Raw genomic sequence first — 16518 nt, 5'->3', positions numbered from 1 at the left:
AGACAATGGCCCAGATCCGCATCGACAGCCTGCGCAAGGACTTCGGAGCCTTCACCGCCGTGCAATCCTCGAGCTTCACCATAGAGGATGGCGAGTTCTTCATGCTGCTCGGCCCCTCGGGCTGCGGCAAGACCACGACGCTGCGCATGATGGCGGGGCTCGAGCTGCCCACCGCCGGGCAGATCTACATCGACGGCGAGGAGGTCGGCCGCAAGCCGGCCAGCCAGCGCGACATCGCCTTCGTCTTCCAGATGTTCGCGCTCTATCCGCACATGAACGTGCGCCGGAACATCTCCTACCCGCTGATCAGCCAGGGCATGGGGCGCAAGGCGGCGCGCGCCAAGGTCGAGGAGGTGGCGCGTATCCTCGGCATCGAGGACATCCTCGAAAAGCCGGTCGGCGGCCTCTCGGGCGGCGACCGGCAGCGCGTGGCGCTGGGGCGGGCGATCGTGCGCGAACCCAAGGCCTTCTTCATGGACGAGCCGCTTGGCGCGCTCGACGCCGAGTTCCGCGAACACATGGCGCAGGAGCTGCGCGCCCTGCATGACCGGATGGGGGCCACCACGGTCTACGTGACGCATGACCAGCTCGAGGCGATGCAGATGGGCGACAAGATCGTGGTGATGAACCACGGCGTGGTCGAGCAGTTCGGCGTGCCGCAGGAGATCTACGACTGGCCCGCCACGATGTTCGTGGCGAAGTTCATCGGCTCACCGCCGATGAACTTCCTCGAGTTCGAGGGCAGCGTCGCGCCCGGGGATGGCTCGGTCACGCTCGGCTCGGTCGAGGTGCCGATGCCCCGCCTCCGCGAGGGTCACGCGGGCGGGCTGGTGCTTGGCGTGCGGCCCGAGCACGTGCGGCTCGACGATGCCTCGGACTACCGCGCCGTGGTGCGGGCGGTGGAGTACCTCGGCACCACGCAGATCATCACGCTCGAGGCCGAGCACGGCGAGGTCAAGGCGCGCATCCCCAGCCGCGAGCCGGTGCGCGTCGATCAGACCACCGGGCTTGCCTTCAACGAGCGCACGCTCACCCTGTTCAACGCCGGGACCGGCGCGGCGCTGCGCTCGGCCGCCAACGAGGAGGTGCTGCGCCATGGCTGAGATCGCGCTCTCGCATGTCACGAAGCGCTTCGGCGACACGCTCGCGCTCGACGACGTGAGCCTCACCGTCCCGCACGGCGCCTTCGTCGTGCTGCTCGGGCCGACCGGCGCGGGCAAGACGACGACGCTGCGCATGGTCTCGGGGCTCGACCGGCCCGACGCGGGCAGCATCGCCATCGGCGGCACCGACGTCACCCGCATGACCCCGGCGCAGCGCAACGTGGCGATGGTGTTCCAGCAATACTCGCTCTACCCGCACATGACCGTGCGTGAGAACCTCGCCTTTCCGCTGAAGTCGCCGCTGCTGCGGTTCGGCGAGGCGCAGGTCGCCCGCAAGGTGGCCGAGGTGGCCGAGATGCTGCAGATCGCCCACAAGCTCGACAACAAGGCCACGGCGCTTTCGGGGGGCGAGATGCAACGGGTTTCCATCGGCCGGGCGCTGGTGCGCCGGCCCGAGGTCTACCTGATGGACGAGCCTCTGAGCTCGCTCGACGCCAAGCTGCGCGCCGACCTGCGGGTCGAGCTGAAGAACATCCAGGCCCAGTCCGGGGTGCCCTTCCTCTACGTGACCCACGACCAGATCGAGGCGATGACCATGGCCAGCCACGTCGGGGTGCTCGACCATGGCAGGCTGGTGCAGTTCGGCACCCCGCGCGAGATCTACGAGGACCCGGTCAGCGTCTATGCCGCCAGCCGCCTCGGCCAGCCGCGCATCAACATCCTGCCCGCCAACCTCTTCGCCGGGGCCCCGGCGGGCGCGCGCTACATCGGCCTGCGCCCCGAGCAGATCCGGCAGGGCGACGGGGCCGAGAGCCGGGTGGTCCGGGTCGAGCACCTTGGCGACCAGACCCGGCTGCACCTCAGCCTGCGCAACCATGACCTGATCACCGTCACCGATGCCCATACCGCGCTGCGCACGGGCGACACCCTGCGTATCACCCCCGATGCCCCGTTCTTTTTCGACGCCTCCGGCGCCCGCGTTCACTGAGGAGACCGCAATGAGCCAGTTCATCAACCTGAAGGAAGACATCGTTGCCGAGGCGGTGGACGGGGTGGTCTCGGCCTCGGGCGGGCGGCTCGCCCGGCTCGACGGCTACCCGCATATCCGCGTGGTGCTGCGTTCGGGCTGGGACAAGTCGAAGGTCGCGCTCGTCTCGGGCGGTGGCTCGGGGCACGAGCCCGCCCACGCCGGTTTCGTCGGCGAGGGGATGCTGACCGCGGCGATCTGCGGCGATGTCTTCGCCTCGCCCTCGGTCGATGCGGTGCTGGCGGGGATCCTCGCGGTCACCGGCCCGGCGGGCTGCCTGCTCATCGTCAAGAACTACACCGGCGACCGGCTGAACTTCGGCCTCGCCGCCGAGAGGGCGCGGGCCTTCGGCCTCAACGTCGCAATGGTGATCGTCGACGACGACATCGCGCTGCCGAACCTGCCGCAGGCGCGCGGCGTGGCCGGCACGCTCTTCGTGCACAAGATCGCCGGGGCGCTGGCCGAGAACGGCGCCGATCTTGCCAGCGTGAAGGCGGCCGCCGAGCGGGTTATCGGCGCGACGCGCACCATCGGCATGTCGCTCGACACCTGCACCGTCCCGGGCGCGCCGAAGGAGGCGCGCATCCAGCCGGGCAAGGCCGAGCTCGGGCTCGGCATCCACGGCGAGGCCGGGGCCGAGCAGGTCGACTACGTCCACGCCCGCGGCGCGATGGAGATGGTGGCCTCGCGGCTTGCCGAGCACATGGACCTCAAGAAGCCGCATGTCGCGCTCTTGAACAACCTCGGCGGCGCCTCGGTGCTCGAGATGCAGATCCTCGCCTACGAGCTTGGCAAGTCCGCCATCGGCGGGGCGCTGCACCACATCATCGGCCCGGCGCCGATGATGACCTCTCTCGAGATGCGCGGCTTCTCGGTCTCGGTCTACCCGGCAGGAACCGAGGACCTCATGGCGCTGAAATCGCCGGTGCCGCTGTCGGCATGGCCGGGGCTTTCGGCGCTGGGTCCGGTCGAGGTGATCGACCTGCCCGACGGACTGCGCCCGATCCGGCCGCTCGCCTCGGACCACCCGGCGACGCGCAAGTTCCTGCAGCGCTGCTGCGAGGTGTTCATCAAGGCCGAGGACGATCTCAACGCGCTCGACGCCCGGGCCGGAGACGGCGACACCGGCTCGACGCTGGCCGGCGCGGCGCGGGCGTTGCTCGGGGCGATGGACCGCCTGCCGCTCGCGGATCACACCCAGCTCTACCGCGCCATCGGGCTCGAGCTGAGCCAGACCATGGGTGGCTCGTCGGGCGTGCTGCTGGCGATCTTCTTCGCCGCCGCGGGGGACGCCGCCTCGAGCGGGCAGTCGCTGCGCGAGGCGCTGAACGCGGGGCTCGACCGGATGCAGGAGATCGGCGGCGCCCGGCCCGGTGACCGCACCATGATCGACGCGCTGCAGCCGGCGCTCGAGCACCTCGCCTCGGGACTCGACGAGGCGGCGCGCGCGGCGCGGGCCGGGGCGAACCGGACGGCGGAGATGGCGACGGCCAAGGCGGGGCGCTCGGCCTATATCAACGCCGACCAGCTCAAGGGGCAGGTCGACCCGGGCGCCGAGGCGGTGGCGCGGCTCTTCGAGAGCCTTTCGGCCTAGGTGCGATGCAGAGCGGCGGCCCGCAGGCCGCCGCGGCCCGGCTCAGCGGTTGTCCCAGTCGGCCACCTGGCCGCGGACATCGACGTGCACGAAGGTGTTGTAGATGCCGATCCCGCCGGTGAACACGCCGGCGGAGCGGACCTCCTGCGCGACCCTGCGCCAGTCGGTGGGGGAGCCCTTGGCGCATTGGAAATCGGCCGCCTTGAACTGCATGTGGAAGCTGTTCGAGGCGGTGCCCGACAGGCAGCCGTTGTAGGCCGGGTTGCGATAGACCGAGGTCAGCTTCACCGGCGCGCCGAGCCGGTTGCGGATCTCGTCCAGCGCGCGGGCGAGCGGGCGCATATTGGGCCAGAGCGCCCGCGGCGGCAGGGAGTTCTTGTTGTAGCACCGCGCGCTCGGGTTGCTGTTCGAGCCGCCCATGGTCAGGAACTCGTGCGGCTTGAAGTTGCGGATGTGCATGTCCTGGTAGGAGGCCGCGAATTCCGCCTTGTAGCTGGTGAAGGTCGAGAAGGCCGAGGCGGTGATCACCTCCTCGACCGCGGCGCGGTCGTCATAGGCGAGGATCGATTGCGGCCAGTAGACAAAGCCCTCGTCCGGCTCGTCCGGGTCCATGGTCATCGGGTCGATCGCGCCGTAGCCCTCCTGCGCCGGGGCGACGGGAACCGGGCTTGCGATCGCCGGGGTGGCGAGCGCGGGTGCCGCGCCGGACACGGCGAGCGCCATGGCCTCGTGATCGGTGTCGGTGTCGATGCCCTCGTCGGCCTCCGCGACGCCGAAGGCGATCTGCGGCGAGGCGCCCTCGGCCGCCTCGATCTCGGCGACGTAGTGGTCGATCCGGTCCATCAGCCTGTCCCATTTCGGCAGCAGGAGGATCGGGCAGTTCTTGCCCGTCCAGTCGCGGTGCGACTTGATGTCGGAGCGCCGCAGCCCGAGGTCGAAGCGCAGCACGGCGACGAGCCGCGCGAGCCGGTCATCCGCCGCCGCCTGGTCGATGCCCGCATTCATGCAGGTCTCGATCCCGATGCTCGAGGCGTTGGCCGGGCCCGCGTGCCACGCCTTCTCGTTGATCGGCAGGTGCTTGTAGCACTCCTTGTCATCGACCGTGTAATGCCACGAGACCCAGTTCTTCCTGCCGCTGGCAAGCGTGTAGAACCCGGTCTCGGTGACGAAGCGGGCGTGGGCCGCGGCATCCGCCCCGGCCCCGGTGTTCGAGGTGTTGTGCAGGGTGATCGACGTGGCCGCGATCCGGGTGCCAGGTCGGTTCTTCTGGCCGACCGGGATCATCTTGATCTTGAGGTTCAGGCTCTCGCCCATCTGCTGTCTGTTCATCATGAAAATTCCTTCTCGAAATATGTCCGGCTGGCTTCAATCAAGACGGGGTGACCGGGGTGAACGGGTCGTCCTCCTCGGTCTCGACGCGATACCCGTCGATGGTCCGCGGCAGCCCGGGCGGCGGCGGCGCGCCGCGCAGCAGGGTCACGCAGACGCGCCAGTCGCCGTCCTGCGACCTGCGCAGCCCGACCGACTGCACGCCGTCCTCCTGCAGGACGCGGCGCGACAGCTGCTGCTTGGCCCTGAGCGCGGCGTCGGGAGGGGTCATGTCGGGCGGGCCTCCGGTCACAGGGACAACTCCACGTTCAGGCCGGCGAGCACGTCGGCGATGGGGTTGACGAAAGTCGTGGCGGGCGAGCCGGCGAAGAGCAGCCCGACGGCGAGGTTGCCGGGACGGCTCATGACCAGAGCGCCGGAGTCGCCCGGCTCGGAGAAGGGCGCGGGGCCCATGCTGGTGACGCCGATCTGGTTCTCGTAGAGCTTCACGCCGCCCAGCAGGTAGGGGATCTTCACGTCCGCCGCGAGGTCGGAGACGAAGCCCACCGTGTAGCGCGTGGTGCGTCCGAACTTGTGGAGCTCCATGCCCTGGAAGACATCCGACACGCCGCGCGGCGGGCCGATGTGCAGCGTCTCGTTGGACAGCTGCACCCCGTCCAGCGGCGAGGCGAGGGCCGCATCGACATTGCCGAGACCCAGCGGCACCGCCTGCGACAGGATGCCGACCTGCCGCGGCGCATCGTCCGCGGCCTGGTCGAGTTGCCCCTGCTGGAAGATCGGCGCGCCCACCGCCAGCGTGTCCTCCCCGGCGAGAACGTGGTTGTTGGAAAGCAGGTGCATCCGTCCGAACCGGTCGCGGACCAGCGCGCCGAAGGTCCCGGCCATCATCTGGTCGTAGCCGATCGAGCAGCCGGGAACCGGCACATCGTAGCGGGCCCGCGGGTCGGGCAGCATCAGCGGGCGCAGATCGCCGATCTCCACCACGTCGATCAGGATGCCGTCCATCTCCGGCGCGATCATCTGCGCGTCGCTCAGAAGGGCCTTGGGGAACTTCCTCTGCACGTAGACCTTGACCGACATGAGGCCGGTCATCTGCCCCTCCGAGACCTTTTCGCCGACGCCGACGCCGAGCACGTTGAGCCGCGGCTCGGGAGACGGGCCGGAGGCGAAGGCCGTGGCCATGTCCGGCCCCTCGAAACTGCCCACGCGGGCCTTCACGCTGTCCTTGATCCCGACGAAATCGCCCATCGCCTGGAAGAGTGTCGCGCGCGACAGACGCGCGGCGCTGCGCGAGAGCGCGGGCACCGGCTGGGCGGGCTGCGCCGCGGCGGGCTCTTCTTCGACGCGGGGCACGATGGCCACGGCCACCGCCTGCGGCGCGGGGGGCAGCAGCGTGCGCGCGAAGGCCTGGGCCTTGTTCCAGCGGTTGACGAGCCCCTGCCAGAACCGGCTGCGCTCGTCGCGTCCGATGTGCCGCTCGTAGACCTCGCGCGAGGCGCGCAGCTTGTCGACCAACCTTGCCGGGTTCCGCTCGGCGACGGCGACGGCGTCGCGGGTCTTCTGCCCGACTGACATGTCGGTCTCGGCGCCGACGGCGTGCTGCAGGATCCACGCCGCGCCGCCGGGGCCGCGGTTGAACACGCAATCCCGGACGTAGAACTCGACGGCGAGCGTGGCGCACCAGCGGTCGGCGCGGTCGGTGTAGCCGGCGATGAACTCGGTGGCATAGGCCTCGGCCTCGGCATGGCGCCCGGCCTCTATCAGCGCGACGAGGTGATCCACCTCGGTCTTGTGGTAACGGTCGTTGATCCCGGCGACCTCGTAGGTGCCGCCACCGTCGCCCGCGGGCAGGTGGTAGACCGCAAGCTTGCCGTTCACGCGGCGCGCTTCGTAGTTGAGGATCTCATGCGCCATCCGGGTCCGGTCGGCGAAGGAGCTGAACGGCACGAGCGGCTCGAAGGGGACGGGGGCGGGGGTCGCGGGGGTCTCGGAGAAGGTCGTCGCCGACAGCGGTTCGGGATCCTCCGGATCGAAGGGCACGGGCGCGGGTTCCTCGGGGATGACCATGCGCGCCTGCGGCCGCGCGCCGAGGGCCTGCCTGAGGGCGTAGTGAACCCGCTCGGCCGCCCGCGCGAAGCCGGCGTTCCTCGGGTGCACCTCGTCGTGCCAGCTGTTGAGGCTGGTGCCGATCGCGCCGCGCAGGTCGACGGGGTAGAACCCGGGGACCGCGGCGGCAAGCTCCTGAAGCGCCGTCGCGAGGCGGTCCACGACAAGCGCGATGACCTCGCGCCCGAGATCCGGCGGGATGCCCTTTTCCGCCAGCACCGCGCCGAGCCATGGCCCGTCCTCGCGCGGCAGGAAATGGTCGTAGCCATGCGCGAGGACCACGAGGCCGGGGCGCGCGGCAAGAAGCTGCGACATGATCTGGCGGTAGCCGGCGACGACCTCGGCAAGCCGCGCGGACAGCGCCGCGCCGTCCAGCAGGGCCTCTGCCGTCGCGCCGTCGGAATAGGGGAAAAGCAGGGCCGCGAGCGGCGCGCGCGCCAGCAGGTCGTTCCCGCCGCCCGACAGCAGCACGGCATCCGCGGAGAGCTCGGTCACCTTCTGGGCGAGGTCCGACCGGGCCGCCCAGTCCGCCATCGTGTCGCCCGCCGCCGCCCGCGCGAAGACGGCGAGATCGGGCTCCTCGGCGAGCTGCTCGGCAATGGCCTTGAGGACGACGGGGTAGGTGAGCCAGCTGTCCCCCTCGGCGACCAGCCGTAGGCCCTCGAAGCCGCCGCCGGTCTTGAGATCGAAGGCGATGCTGGACCGGGCCTCCTCGATCCGCGCGGCGAGGGCGCCCGGGGGCTGCGACTCGGCGGCACCCTCGTAGGGAAGCCCCGCCTCGCGGGCTGCGTCCGGGTCGAGGTGGAGGGCGGCGGAGAAGGGAGATGCCGGCGCGCCGCCTTCGCGGAAGAGTGTGCGCAGGGACTCGAGGCGCTCCGGGTCCCTGTTGGCGACGGAATCCTCGAGAATTTGATCAATATCCATCGGAAATCCTCGGCGATAAGCATTTCAATGGGATGCAACAGAATATCACGAATTCCGCGCGCCGGGATTTATGGAATACCTCCCTGTATTTTTGCCCGAAATTTGGTCTTGTGGTTTCATGGATCGCTCTGCCCGCGTCGCTCCCGCGGCAGTGCATTGATAAGCATGGGTTTTCGTCCTGCGGGGTGCGGATCCGGGCCCGGTCGCGCCATCCCCGAGTCTTTCGGGGAAGGCGCGCGACCGTTTCGGCGTTTCAACGGCGCTTTTTGCGGGTCAGCGCGGCCCGTGCCCGCACATCAAGGACTTGCGGGTCAGGGGGTGCTCCTTTGCGGCTGTCCTCGCCCGGCGCTGTGTCCACCAGCCGACTCATTGCAAAAACGGATTTTATGCTTTTTTCACGGCGGCCTTCGTACGAGTCGGCACAAAAGTTAATAATTCATGGCGGCCTCACCGCAAATTCTCTCACCAATCACGCTTGGTTCACGCTGCGCCTGCAGAGTTGGTTTACGTTACGTAAATATCGGGGCGCCGGCAGGATGTGCGCTGCAGAGGGGGACTTCGGAATGGCCGAACGGACCGAGATGGACAAAGCGAGATTCCAGGTGATCGCCGGCGGTCGTCGTCCCGGCAGCGCCGTCACGCCCTGCCTGCAGCTTCCTCCGCCCCCGGACATGGGCGCGGCGGAACTGGCCGCCGAGATCGCCGAGCTCTACGTGCTCGCGCTGATCCGGGACGTGCCCTTCGCGGCGATGCAGGACCCGCATTGCGCGGTCTGGGTCGACGGCAGCACCCGCTTCACCCTGCACGAGGCGCTGTGCGAGATGCGCAGCCTCAGCTGGTTCGACCAGGGCGTGGCGCCGGTCGCGACCGAGCCGGGTTGCGAGCATGCGCGGCAGCGCCGCGCGCAGCGGATGAACCGCGAGGGCCAGCTGACGCTGGGCGGGCTGTTCCAGGGGGCTGCTCCGGGCTCGGGGGCCGCGCGGCCGCTGTCGCTCTTCCACTGGGTCGACCGCAATGCGCCGGGGCTCCAGGACACCTCGGGCGCGGCCCCGGACGCCGAGGCGCCGATGTCCGCCTGGGTGGAATGGGTGGCCCGCCAGTCGGGCGCCGCGCTGGCGTTGCCCTCGGCCGAGGCGGTGGGGCTTTCGCCGCTCGGCACGCCGCGGCAGCTGGTCGAGCGCCTGCAGTCGAGCCACCCCTGCCGCGTCTATTACAACGCCGCGCTGATGCTGCTGGCGCGGGGCACCGCCTTCGACCCGGGCCTCAGCCCCGGCGAGGACGAGGACCCGGTGAGCGCGCAGCGCGTGCTTGCGCTGATGGCCGAGGCGGCGGAACGCGCCTTCGAGGCGGTGATGCGCCGGCAGGCGCGCCCCGACCGGCTGAGCCCTCCGGCGGTGACCGCCGCGCGGATCGGCGGCCTGCTCGAGCGCGAGGACCTGACCGCCGAGGGCAGCGACGTGCTGCGCGGCGCGGCCGAGGAACTCCAGACCTGTGCGCCGAACCTGCTGCACTGGGTCGCGCGGCTGAACCGGCAGGGGCAGCCCGGCCTGCGCGGGGCGATGAGCTACGTACTGCCCGGCATGGGCGACGAGGCCCTGCCGCCGCAGCCGTCGGACAGCGCGCTGCAGGTGGTGGTGGCGGGGGCGCTCTCGACCCTCTTCAAGGCGCTGTTCGACACCCGGCCCGCGCCGCGTTTGCGCATGGCGACCGACCCGGCCCCCGGCTTCGACCTTGGCGCCGAGGCCGACCGGCTGGCGGCGGACATCGCCCTCTCGCGCGCCGCCTGCGGTGCCCAGCTTCCGGCCGAGAACCACCAGAACCTGCGCATCGGCGAGGCGCTGGCGCTGCAGGTGCTGCAGGGCTGGATGTCGCGGCTCGGGCAGGGGGTGTCGATGGAGCTCACCGATTTCGACGGCCAGCCGCTGCGGCTCGAAAGCCACGTGCGCCGCTCGGGCGAGATCGGCGTGGCGCTGCGCCGGGACGGGCGTCCCGCGCGTTTCCCGATGGTCGCGGACCGGCCGAGCTCGCATCTCGCGGTGATCTGACGGGCGGTTGATGCGGATCAAGGCGGGGTCGGCGGATCGCCCGCATGGTCGGGGGCGAAAGGAGCCCTCACCATGCAATCCGTCCTTTTCCTCGGGGCCTTCCTGACCGTCGCGCTCCACCTCGGCACCGCGCTCGCGCAGGATGCCGACCGCGGCGAGGCGCTCTATGTCGAGCGCTGCGCCACCTGCCACGGCCTCGACGGGCGCGGCGACGGGCCGATGGCGGGCGTGCTGATGATCAAGCCGGTGAACCTGACCGAGCTCAGCGCCGCCAATGGCGGCAGCTTCCCCCTCGAGCGCGTGGTCAAGCGCATCGACGGGCGCGACCCGCTGGTGAGCCACGGCTCTCCGATGCCGGTCTACGGCGATTATTTCGGCTTCGACGCAAACGCGGTGCTCTCCGGCGAGGTTCCGACCGTTCAGCCGGTGGCCGACCTCGTGGCCTACCTGCAGGCGCTGCAACGCGCCGAGTGACCGGCGGAAAGGCGCCTTGCCCGGGTGTTTCCCCTTTGTCGGGCGCCGTGCGGGTCCGGCGGGCGGAACCGCTGCCGCCCCCGAGGGTTCTGATGGTACAACTCAAACGAGGAGGACCGGTCATGAACTGGGACCAGATCGAAGGCAATTGGAAGCAATTCAAGGGCAAGGTGCGCGAGCAATGGGGCGACCTCACCGATGACGAGGTGCAGGAAGCCAAGGGCAACCGCGAGCAGCTCGCCGGCCTGATCCAGAAGAAGTACGGCGTCGCCAAGGAAGAGGCCGAGAAGCAGGTCGACACCTGGCAGCGCGGTCTCTGATCGCGGCCCGCAGGCTCTTGAAGTGACGAAGACGATGCAGGCGGGGCCATTCGGCCCCGCCTTTTTTGTCATGCCCGGCTCAGTGGCAGATGTTCTTCACCTCGGCACCCTTCCACGGGATCACCACGTCCGCCCCCGCGAGCGCGGCATCGAGCCCGCCGATCGGCATCGCCTCGGAGATCATCGCCCGCAGCCGCGAGATGCGCGGGGCCTCAGGGTCGAGCAGCTGGCAGCAGACGTACTCCTCGACGATCGCGCCCTGCTGCTCGTAGCCGTGGTCGAGGAAGCGGGCGGTGCTGTCGGGGTCGATCAGGTAGGGGTCGGCTAGCGTCTGGTGCTCGGTCGCGGCCTTCAGCGGCGTGTAGCCGGTGCGCTTGCGGTTCTGCCATTGCCAGACATGGGTCATCTCGTGCGCGAAGAGCATCGCGGCGTAGAGGTTCACCTTCTCGGGGAAGCTCGGCAGGTAGTCGTCCATGTAGGAATCGTCGCGGTAGAACGTGTGGTTGAACAGCGTCAGCGCCGCCGGAGACACCGTCACCGTCTCGCCCTGCGAGGGGGGCCAGATGCGTTCCGTGCAGGCCAGGCGCGGGCGGATCGGCCGCTCGAAGGTCACCGCGCGCGAGGCCAGCCCGTCGTGGAACCGCACCGGGCGCTGGTCGAGCTGGGACCCCTGCATCGCGTCGAGAAAGGCGGATTCATTCGGGGTGAGGGGGCGGCCGCAGGCGGTGAGGCCGGCAAGCAGCACGAGGTACAGAAGAACACGCATGGGACCAGAGTGAGTGACTTTTCCAAGACAATACAAGGGTGTTAATTCGCGGCCGCGTAGGTGCTGGCGGGCAGGGACGAAATTTCCAGGATCAGCTTCTTCTTCACCGCCTCGGCAAAGCTTGCGCGGGTGTCGGCGGTGACGACGAAGGCCCCGACGCCGCCGATGATGAGCTCGCGGTAGAGCGTCTCGAGATTGTCCTGTGCCCGCCCGGGATCCTCGGCGCGCAGGATCGGCAGGGCGTTGATGGTGACCCCGGCGGCCAGGACCTGCGCGCGGGCCTCCTCGATGGTGGGACCGGACCAGCTGTTGGCGCTGTCGCCCGAGAAGTCGATCACCCGCCGCCAGCCCTTGATCTCGTTCTCCTCCATCAGCCGCAGCCCCTCGAGCAGGGCCGATCCGATGGCGTTGCGCCCGTAGGCCTGGCGCGGCTCGTCGAGCAGGGCGGCGGCGAAGTCCCGGGCGGGGCCCGGCCCGTCGATCAGCGTCCAGTCCACCACCTGCGCCTGGTTGGCGGCCCATTCCACGTAGGTGACCGCGATATGGCCATAGGCGGTGCCGGCGATGACGCGCAGCACCTCGGGATCGGTGATGGCCTGCGCGTAGCCCTCGCGCTGGAACTGCAGCTCGCCCGGGGTGATCGAGCCAGAGGCATCGGCCAGCAGCACGAGTTCGAGGTCGGTATCCTGGGCGAGGGCGGGGCAGGCAAGACAGGCAAGGGCGAGGCTCGGGACCAGGGAACGCATCTGCGGCTCCTTGCGTTGCAGGCACTTACACAGCCTGCCACCGGGCGGGACCAAAAGAAAGTCACAGCCGCGTAAGACACGGCAAGATTGCGCCGCGGCGCAGGATGCGGCAGTTTGGGGGCGTGGTGCCGGCACCGCCGCCCGACAGGGGCCGCCGCCGCACCGGAGGATCACCGCGTGAGCAGTCAACTGGACAGCCCGGAGAAATCGCTCCTCGCCGCCGAGCTGGCGCTGGGGCTTCTGCCTGCCCGGGAAGAGGCCGAGGGGATGCGCGCGCTTGCCCGCGACCCGGAACTCGCCGGCGAGCTCGATTTCTGGCAGAGCCGGCTCATCGGCTTCATGGGGCCGGTCGAGGATGTCGCCCCGCCGCCGCGGGTGTTCGACGCGCTGCAGGCGCGGCTCTTCGGCGAGGCCGAGGGGCGGAGCTTCTGGCAGGAATTGCTTGCCCCGGAGAACCGCGGCTGGCTGGTGCTGGTGCTGGCGGTGAAGCTCGGCGTGATCGCGCTGCTGCTCTACGCGCTCTTCTGAGCGGCGAGGCTGCCGCCGCCGAGCGCGCGGCCAAGGGTCATCCAGATCGCGATCGCCGCCACCACGGTGGCGAGGAGGGCGACCAGCAGCAGGTCGAGCCTGCCCGTGACGCCGTTCGTCAGTGCGTAGAGCACCAGGGCAACAAGCGGGATGTGCACCAGCACGAAGCTGGTGATCTGGAGGCGCAGGAGCGTCGTCTTGGTCATGGGCATGGGGCTATGGTGTTCGGCTGTCGTGAATGGAACACGCATAGGGTGTGGCAAACGGGAGCGGAAAACAACCACCTTTGGTGCATGTTTTCCGCCGCCCGCGCCCGGCCGTGGAGTCAGACGTCCAGTTCTTCGACGAAACGGGCGTTTTCCTGGATGTACTGGAAGCGCAGCTCGGGCTTCTTGCCCATCAGCCGCTCGACGAGATCGCCGGTCTCGCCCGGTTCGTCCTCGTCGATGGTGACGCGGATCAGCTTGCGCGTCGCGGGATCCATCGTCGTCTCCTTCAGGTCCTTGGCGTCCATCTCGCCGAGACCCTTGAAGCGCTGCACGTCGATCTTGCCCTTGCCGCCGAGACCCTTGGCCAGCATCACCTCCTTCTCGGCGTCGTCGGCGACGTAGATGCGCCGCGCGCCCTGCGTCAGCCGGTAGAGCGGCGGGCAGGCGAGGTAGAGGTGGCCGTGGTCGATCAGCGGCCGCATCTGGGTGAAGAAGAAGGTCATCAGGAGCGAGGCGATATGCGCGCCGTCGACGTCCGCGTCGGTCATGATGATGACCTTCTCGTAGCGCAGGTCGTCGATGTTGAACTTGGTGCCGAGCCCGACGCCGAGCGCCTCGCAGAGGTCGCGGATCTCGGTGTTCGAACCGAGCTTGTTCGAGGCCGCGCCGAGAACGTTGAGGATCTTGCCCTTCAGCGGCAGCAACGCCTGGGTCTCGCGGAAGCGCGCGCCCTTGGCCGAGCCGCCGGCCGAGTCACCCTCGACGATGAAGAGCTCGGTGCCCTCGCGGCTCTTGGCGGTGCAGTCGGTCAGCTTGCCGGGAAGGCGCAGCTTCTTGGTGGCCGACTTGCGCGCGGTTTCCTTTTCCTGGCGGCGGCGCAGCCGCTCCTCGGCGCGCAGCACGAGGAAGTCGAGGATCGCGCCCGCCGACTTGGTGTCGGAGGCCAGCCAGTTGTCGAAGTGGTCGCGCACCGCGCCCTCGACCAGGCGCTGCGCCTCGGTGGTGGCGAGGCGGTCCTTGGTCTGGCCGACGAATTCCGGCTCGCGGATGAAGCAGGAGACCAGCGCGCAGCCGCCGGTCAGCAGGTCGTCGCGGGTGATCTGCGCGGACTTCTTGTTGTTCACCAGCTCGCCATAGGCGCGGATGCCCTTGAGGATCGCCGACCAGAAGCCCGCCTCGTGGGTGCCGCCCTCGGGGGTGGGGACCGTGTTGCAGTAGGACTGGATGAAGCCGTCGCGCGACGGGGTCCAGTTGATCGCCCATTCCACCTTGCCCGGCGCGTTGAACTTCTCGCGGAACTCGACGGTGCCCGAGAAGGGCTTGTCGGCATAGGTGCTGGCCTTGCCGAGGCTCTCGGTCAGGTAGTCGGCGAGGCCGCCGGGGAAGTGGAAGGTCGCCTCCATCGGCGTGTCGCCGTCGGGGATGGCGGATTTCCAGCGGATCTCGACGCCGGAGAAGAGATAGGCCTTGGAGCGCACCATCTTCAGCATGCGCGAGGGCTTGAAGCGGTGGTGGCCGAAGATCAGCTCGTCGGCGTGGAAGGTGGTGCTGGTGCCGCGGCGGGTCGGCGCCGCGCCGACCTTCTCGACCGGGCCCTGCGGGATGCCGCGCGAGAAGCGCTGCTCGAAGAGCTCCTTGTTGCGCGCCACCTGCACGACCATCAGGTCCGACAGCGCGTTGACCACCGAGGCGCCCACGCCGTGCAGGCCGCCCGAGGTCTCGTAGGCGTCGCCCGAGAACTTGCCGCCCGCGTGCAGCGTGCAGAGGATCACCTCGAGCGCCGACTTGCCGGGGAACTTGGGGTGCGGGTCGATCGGGATGCCGCGGCCGTTGTCGCGGATGGTGACCGAGTAGTCGGCGTGCAGCTCGACCTCGATGCGGTTGGCATGGCCGGCCACCGCCTCGTCCATCGAGTTGTCGAGGATCTCCGCCACCATGTGGTGAAGCGCCCGCTCGTCGGTCCCGCCGATGTACATGCCGGGGCGCTTGCGCACCGGCTCGAGCCCTTCGAGGACCTCGATCGAGGAGGCGTCGTAAGTGGCGGCTTCGGTAGCGGCGAGGAGATCGTCGGCCATGTGGTGCTGCTCGTTCCCGGATTCTGATTGCACCCGAGTATGGCAGAGCGAAGCCTGCGGGAAAAGCCCCGCACCCCATCATCATGGGGATGACGCTGCCGATCAGGCCGGATCTTGTGGTTGCATGCGCGACCAGTGGGCGCCCATGGCGACGATGCAGGAGGTCCCCGAGGCGTAGGCGATGACCATCGTCCAGTTGTCGCGGGGGTCGAGCCAGAGCTCGATCACCTCCTCGGGGCCGCGCAGGCCGGTCGAGGCAAGCGTCGCGCCCTGCTGGCGTTTCAGCCGCTGGGTCATGCGCGGCGAGGGCTCGCAGACCACCTCGGCGATGGGCGAGACCGCCCCTGCAGGCAGCGCGGCGAGGCCGCCGGCAAATGCCGTCAGAAGACCCGCGAAGAGCGCGGAAAGGGGAATCGGAAAACTGCGCCACATGCACGAGAGTGTAACGCCCGCATGACGAAATCCCTAACGCGGCGGCGCGGCCGCGAAAAAATCCTCTCCGGGAAACGGAAATGCCCGGCCTCCTGGGGAGGCCGGGCATCCGCCGCAGGGCCGGGGCCCTGCAACCGCGTGGATCAGAAGCGGTAGTTCAGCGACACGTTGAACTGGGTGTTCTTCAGTTCCATGTCGTTCGCGTCGAAGTCGGTGAACTCGTTGTAGGTGAGCTCGGTGCCGACGGTCCAGTTGTCGGTCAGGAAGGTCTCGGTGCCGATACCTGCGAAGTAACCGTCGGAGTCGCCCGCGTCGATGTCACCGCCGCTGGTGTAGGCCTTGGCGTAGCCGCCCGTGCCGTAGACCATGGTGTTGCCCATGTCGTAGCCGGCACGTGCGCCGACGCGCAGGATGCCGTCAAGGTCGCCGGCTGCGCCGAGGTCGGCATCGGTCCAGTCGTACTGGACGCCACCGCCGAGGACCCAGTTGCCGAAGTCGTAGTCGTAGTACGATTTCAGGCCGTAGGTCATCGCCTCGTCGTAGTCATCCGGGGTGCCGTCGGTGTCGAAGGCACCGTAGCCGAGCTGGATGCCGCCGGAGAAGCCGGTCCAGTCACGGCCGACTGCGACGGGGACGGGAACCGGGGTGATTACGGGCTCGACCGGCGCGGGCTCGAGGCTGCCGGCGAAGGCCGGAAGGGCCACGGAACCAGCAAGAAGGGCCGGGAGGGCGATACGTGCGATTTTCATCGGGTCTGCTCCATATTCTTCATGTTTCATCATGTGTTGTCCATGCTCACATCGGAGCGTGTGACTGAGGATACAACCAAACATTCACTCG

16 protein-coding genes are annotated in these 16518 nt (G+C 69.2%); 7 read left to right on the top strand and 9 right to left on the bottom strand.

All coding sequences use genetic code 11. From position 1 onward, the window contains the following. Positions 1–5: 5 nt before the first annotated feature. From PVT71_RS17470 to PVT71_RS17460, 3 genes are read left to right on the top strand one after another with little or no spacing between them, the layout of a single operon-like run. Positions 6–1103 (top strand): ABC transporter ATP-binding protein, encoded by a 1098-nt coding sequence (locus PVT71_RS17470; protein ID WP_353475342.1) that lies wholly within the window; start codon positions 6–8, stop codon positions 1101–1103. Next, the gene (locus PVT71_RS17465) at positions 1096–2091 is read left to right on the top strand and encodes an ABC transporter ATP-binding protein (RefSeq protein ID WP_353475341.1); all 996 of its coding nucleotides are present in this window, start codon (positions 1096–1098) and stop codon (positions 2089–2091) included. The genes PVT71_RS17470 and PVT71_RS17465 overlap by 8 nt, the downstream gene beginning before the upstream one ends. Positions 2092–2101: 10 nt before the next feature. Beyond that, positions 2102–3724 carry a dihydroxyacetone kinase subunit DhaK gene (locus tag PVT71_RS17460; protein WP_353475340.1) on the top strand — a complete coding sequence of 541 codons (1623 nt, stop codon included), beginning with the start codon at positions 2102–2104 and terminating at the stop codon, positions 3722–3724. A 42-nt stretch (positions 3725–3766) separates the two neighbouring features. On the opposite strand, the gene PVT71_RS17455 is transcribed toward PVT71_RS17460, so the two are convergent. The 3 genes from PVT71_RS17455 to PVT71_RS17445 are packed head-to-tail and all read right to left on the bottom strand — an operon-like array spanning position 3767 to position 8083. After that, complete coding sequence (locus PVT71_RS17455; protein ID WP_353475339.1) at positions 3767–5056, bottom strand: N-acetylmuramoyl-L-alanine amidase; 1290 nt, start codon at positions 5054–5056, stop codon at positions 3767–3769. A gap of 37 nt (positions 5057–5093) precedes the next feature. Beyond that, on the bottom strand, positions 5094–5324 hold the full coding sequence (locus PVT71_RS17450; RefSeq protein WP_353475338.1) for a hypothetical protein: 231 nt from the start codon (positions 5322–5324) through the stop codon (positions 5094–5096). A gap of 17 nt (positions 5325–5341) precedes the next feature. Continuing rightward, positions 5342–8083, bottom strand: a complete 2742-nt coding sequence (locus tag PVT71_RS17445) for a GDSL-type esterase/lipase family protein (RefSeq protein WP_353475337.1) — start codon at positions 8081–8083, stop codon at positions 5342–5344. A gap of 581 nt (positions 8084–8664) precedes the next feature. On the opposite strand from PVT71_RS17445, the gene PVT71_RS17440 reads away from it, so the two are divergent. The 3 genes from PVT71_RS17440 (at position 8665) to PVT71_RS17430 (ending at position 10922) form a co-directional block, all read left to right on the top strand. Further along, positions 8665–10128, top strand: coding sequence for a bromoperoxidase (locus PVT71_RS17440; protein WP_353475336.1), 1464 nt, complete (start codon positions 8665–8667; stop codon positions 10126–10128). Between the two features lie 72 nt (positions 10129–10200). Then, complete coding sequence (locus PVT71_RS17435; protein ID WP_353475335.1) at positions 10201–10602, top strand: cytochrome c; 402 nt, start codon at positions 10201–10203, stop codon at positions 10600–10602. 122 nt (positions 10603–10724) lie between these two features. Beyond that, complete coding sequence (locus tag PVT71_RS17430) at positions 10725–10922, top strand: CsbD family protein (RefSeq protein ID WP_353475334.1); 198 nt, start codon at positions 10725–10727, stop codon at positions 10920–10922. A 79-nt stretch (positions 10923–11001) separates the two neighbouring features. Here the strand turns inward: PVT71_RS17430 and PVT71_RS17425 are convergent, their stop codons facing one another. Next, entirely contained in the window at positions 11002–11688 is a 687-nt protein-coding gene (locus PVT71_RS17425; protein ID WP_353475333.1) for a hypothetical protein, read from the bottom strand. Positions 11689–11729: 41 nt separating this feature from the next. After that, positions 11730–12434: a DUF1194 domain-containing protein gene (locus PVT71_RS17420; RefSeq protein WP_353475331.1), complete on the bottom strand. Its 705-nt coding sequence runs from the start codon at positions 12432–12434 to the stop codon at positions 11730–11732. 177 nt (positions 12435–12611) lie between these two features. On the opposite strand from PVT71_RS17420, the gene PVT71_RS17415 reads away from it, so the two are divergent. Continuing rightward, positions 12612–12962, top strand: coding sequence for a hypothetical protein (locus tag PVT71_RS17415; RefSeq protein WP_353475330.1), 351 nt, complete (start codon positions 12612–12614; stop codon positions 12960–12962). On the opposite strand, the gene PVT71_RS17410 is transcribed toward PVT71_RS17415, so the two are convergent. From PVT71_RS17410 to PVT71_RS17395, 4 genes are all read right to left on the bottom strand, one after another. Continuing rightward, entirely contained in the window at positions 12947–13174 is a 228-nt protein-coding gene (locus tag PVT71_RS17410; RefSeq protein WP_353475328.1) for a hypothetical protein, read from the bottom strand. The genes PVT71_RS17415 and PVT71_RS17410 overlap by 16 nt on opposite strands. 113 nt (positions 13175–13287) lie before the next feature. After that, entirely contained in the window at positions 13288–15246 is a 1959-nt protein-coding gene (gene parE, locus PVT71_RS17405) for a DNA topoisomerase IV subunit B (protein ID WP_353475327.1), read from the bottom strand. 102 nt (positions 15247–15348) lie between these two features. Further along, positions 15349–15678 (bottom strand): hypothetical protein, encoded by a 330-nt coding sequence (locus tag PVT71_RS17400; protein WP_353475326.1) that lies wholly within the window; start codon positions 15676–15678, stop codon positions 15349–15351. A gap of 143 nt (positions 15679–15821) precedes the next feature. Next, a complete protein-coding gene (locus PVT71_RS17395; RefSeq protein WP_353475325.1) occupies positions 15822–16427 on the bottom strand; it encodes an outer membrane beta-barrel protein in 606 nt (201 codons plus the stop codon). Positions 16428–16518: the final 91 nt, after the last annotated feature.

The sequence above is a fragment of the Salipiger sp. H15 genome (assembly GCF_040409955.1).
In the GTDB taxonomy this organism is placed as follows: domain Bacteria; phylum Pseudomonadota; class Alphaproteobacteria; order Rhodobacterales; family Rhodobacteraceae; genus Salipiger.
Note: the sequence above shows the minus strand (reverse complement) of the source record. Positions and strands in the feature narration are given on the sequence as shown.

What these genes read in the sequence shown, in the direction of transcription:
- PVT71_RS17440 (WP_353475336.1), top strand. Translation starts at nt 8,665, where the DNA reads ATGGACAAAGCGAGATTCCAGGTGATCGCCGGCGGTCGTCGTCCCGGC.
- PVT71_RS17395 (WP_353475325.1), bottom strand. Translation starts at nt 16,427, where the DNA reads ATGAAAATCGCACGTATCGCCCTCCCGGCCCTTCTTGCTGGTTCCGTG.
- parE (WP_353475327.1), bottom strand. Translation starts at nt 15,246, where the DNA reads ATGGCCGACGATCTCCTCGCCGCTACCGAAGCCGCCACTTACGACGCC.
- PVT71_RS17410 (WP_353475328.1), bottom strand. Translation starts at nt 13,174, where the DNA reads ATGCCCATGACCAAGACGACGCTCCTGCGCCTCCAGATCACCAGCTTC.
- PVT71_RS17420 (WP_353475331.1), bottom strand. Translation starts at nt 12,434, where the DNA reads ATGCGTTCCCTGGTCCCGAGCCTCGCCCTTGCCTGTCTTGCCTGCCCC.
- PVT71_RS17435 (WP_353475335.1), top strand. Translation starts at nt 10,201, where the DNA reads ATGCAATCCGTCCTTTTCCTCGGGGCCTTCCTGACCGTCGCGCTCCAC.
- PVT71_RS17470 (WP_353475342.1), top strand. Translation starts at nt 6, where the DNA reads ATGGCCCAGATCCGCATCGACAGCCTGCGCAAGGACTTCGGAGCCTTC.
- PVT71_RS17400 (WP_353475326.1), bottom strand. Translation starts at nt 15,678, where the DNA reads ATGTGGCGCAGTTTTCCGATTCCCCTTTCCGCGCTCTTCGCGGGTCTT.
- PVT71_RS17460 (WP_353475340.1), top strand. Translation starts at nt 2,102, where the DNA reads ATGAGCCAGTTCATCAACCTGAAGGAAGACATCGTTGCCGAGGCGGTG.
- PVT71_RS17425 (WP_353475333.1), bottom strand. Translation starts at nt 11,688, where the DNA reads ATGCGTGTTCTTCTGTACCTCGTGCTGCTTGCCGGCCTCACCGCCTGC.
- PVT71_RS17445 (WP_353475337.1), bottom strand. Translation starts at nt 8,083, where the DNA reads ATGGATATTGATCAAATTCTCGAGGATTCCGTCGCCAACAGGGACCCG.
- PVT71_RS17450 (WP_353475338.1), bottom strand. Translation starts at nt 5,324, where the DNA reads ATGACCCCTCCCGACGCCGCGCTCAGGGCCAAGCAGCAGCTGTCGCGC.
- PVT71_RS17430 (WP_353475334.1), top strand. Translation starts at nt 10,725, where the DNA reads ATGAACTGGGACCAGATCGAAGGCAATTGGAAGCAATTCAAGGGCAAG.
- PVT71_RS17455 (WP_353475339.1), bottom strand. Translation starts at nt 5,056, where the DNA reads ATGATGAACAGACAGCAGATGGGCGAGAGCCTGAACCTCAAGATCAAG.
- PVT71_RS17465 (WP_353475341.1), top strand. Translation starts at nt 1,096, where the DNA reads ATGGCTGAGATCGCGCTCTCGCATGTCACGAAGCGCTTCGGCGACACG.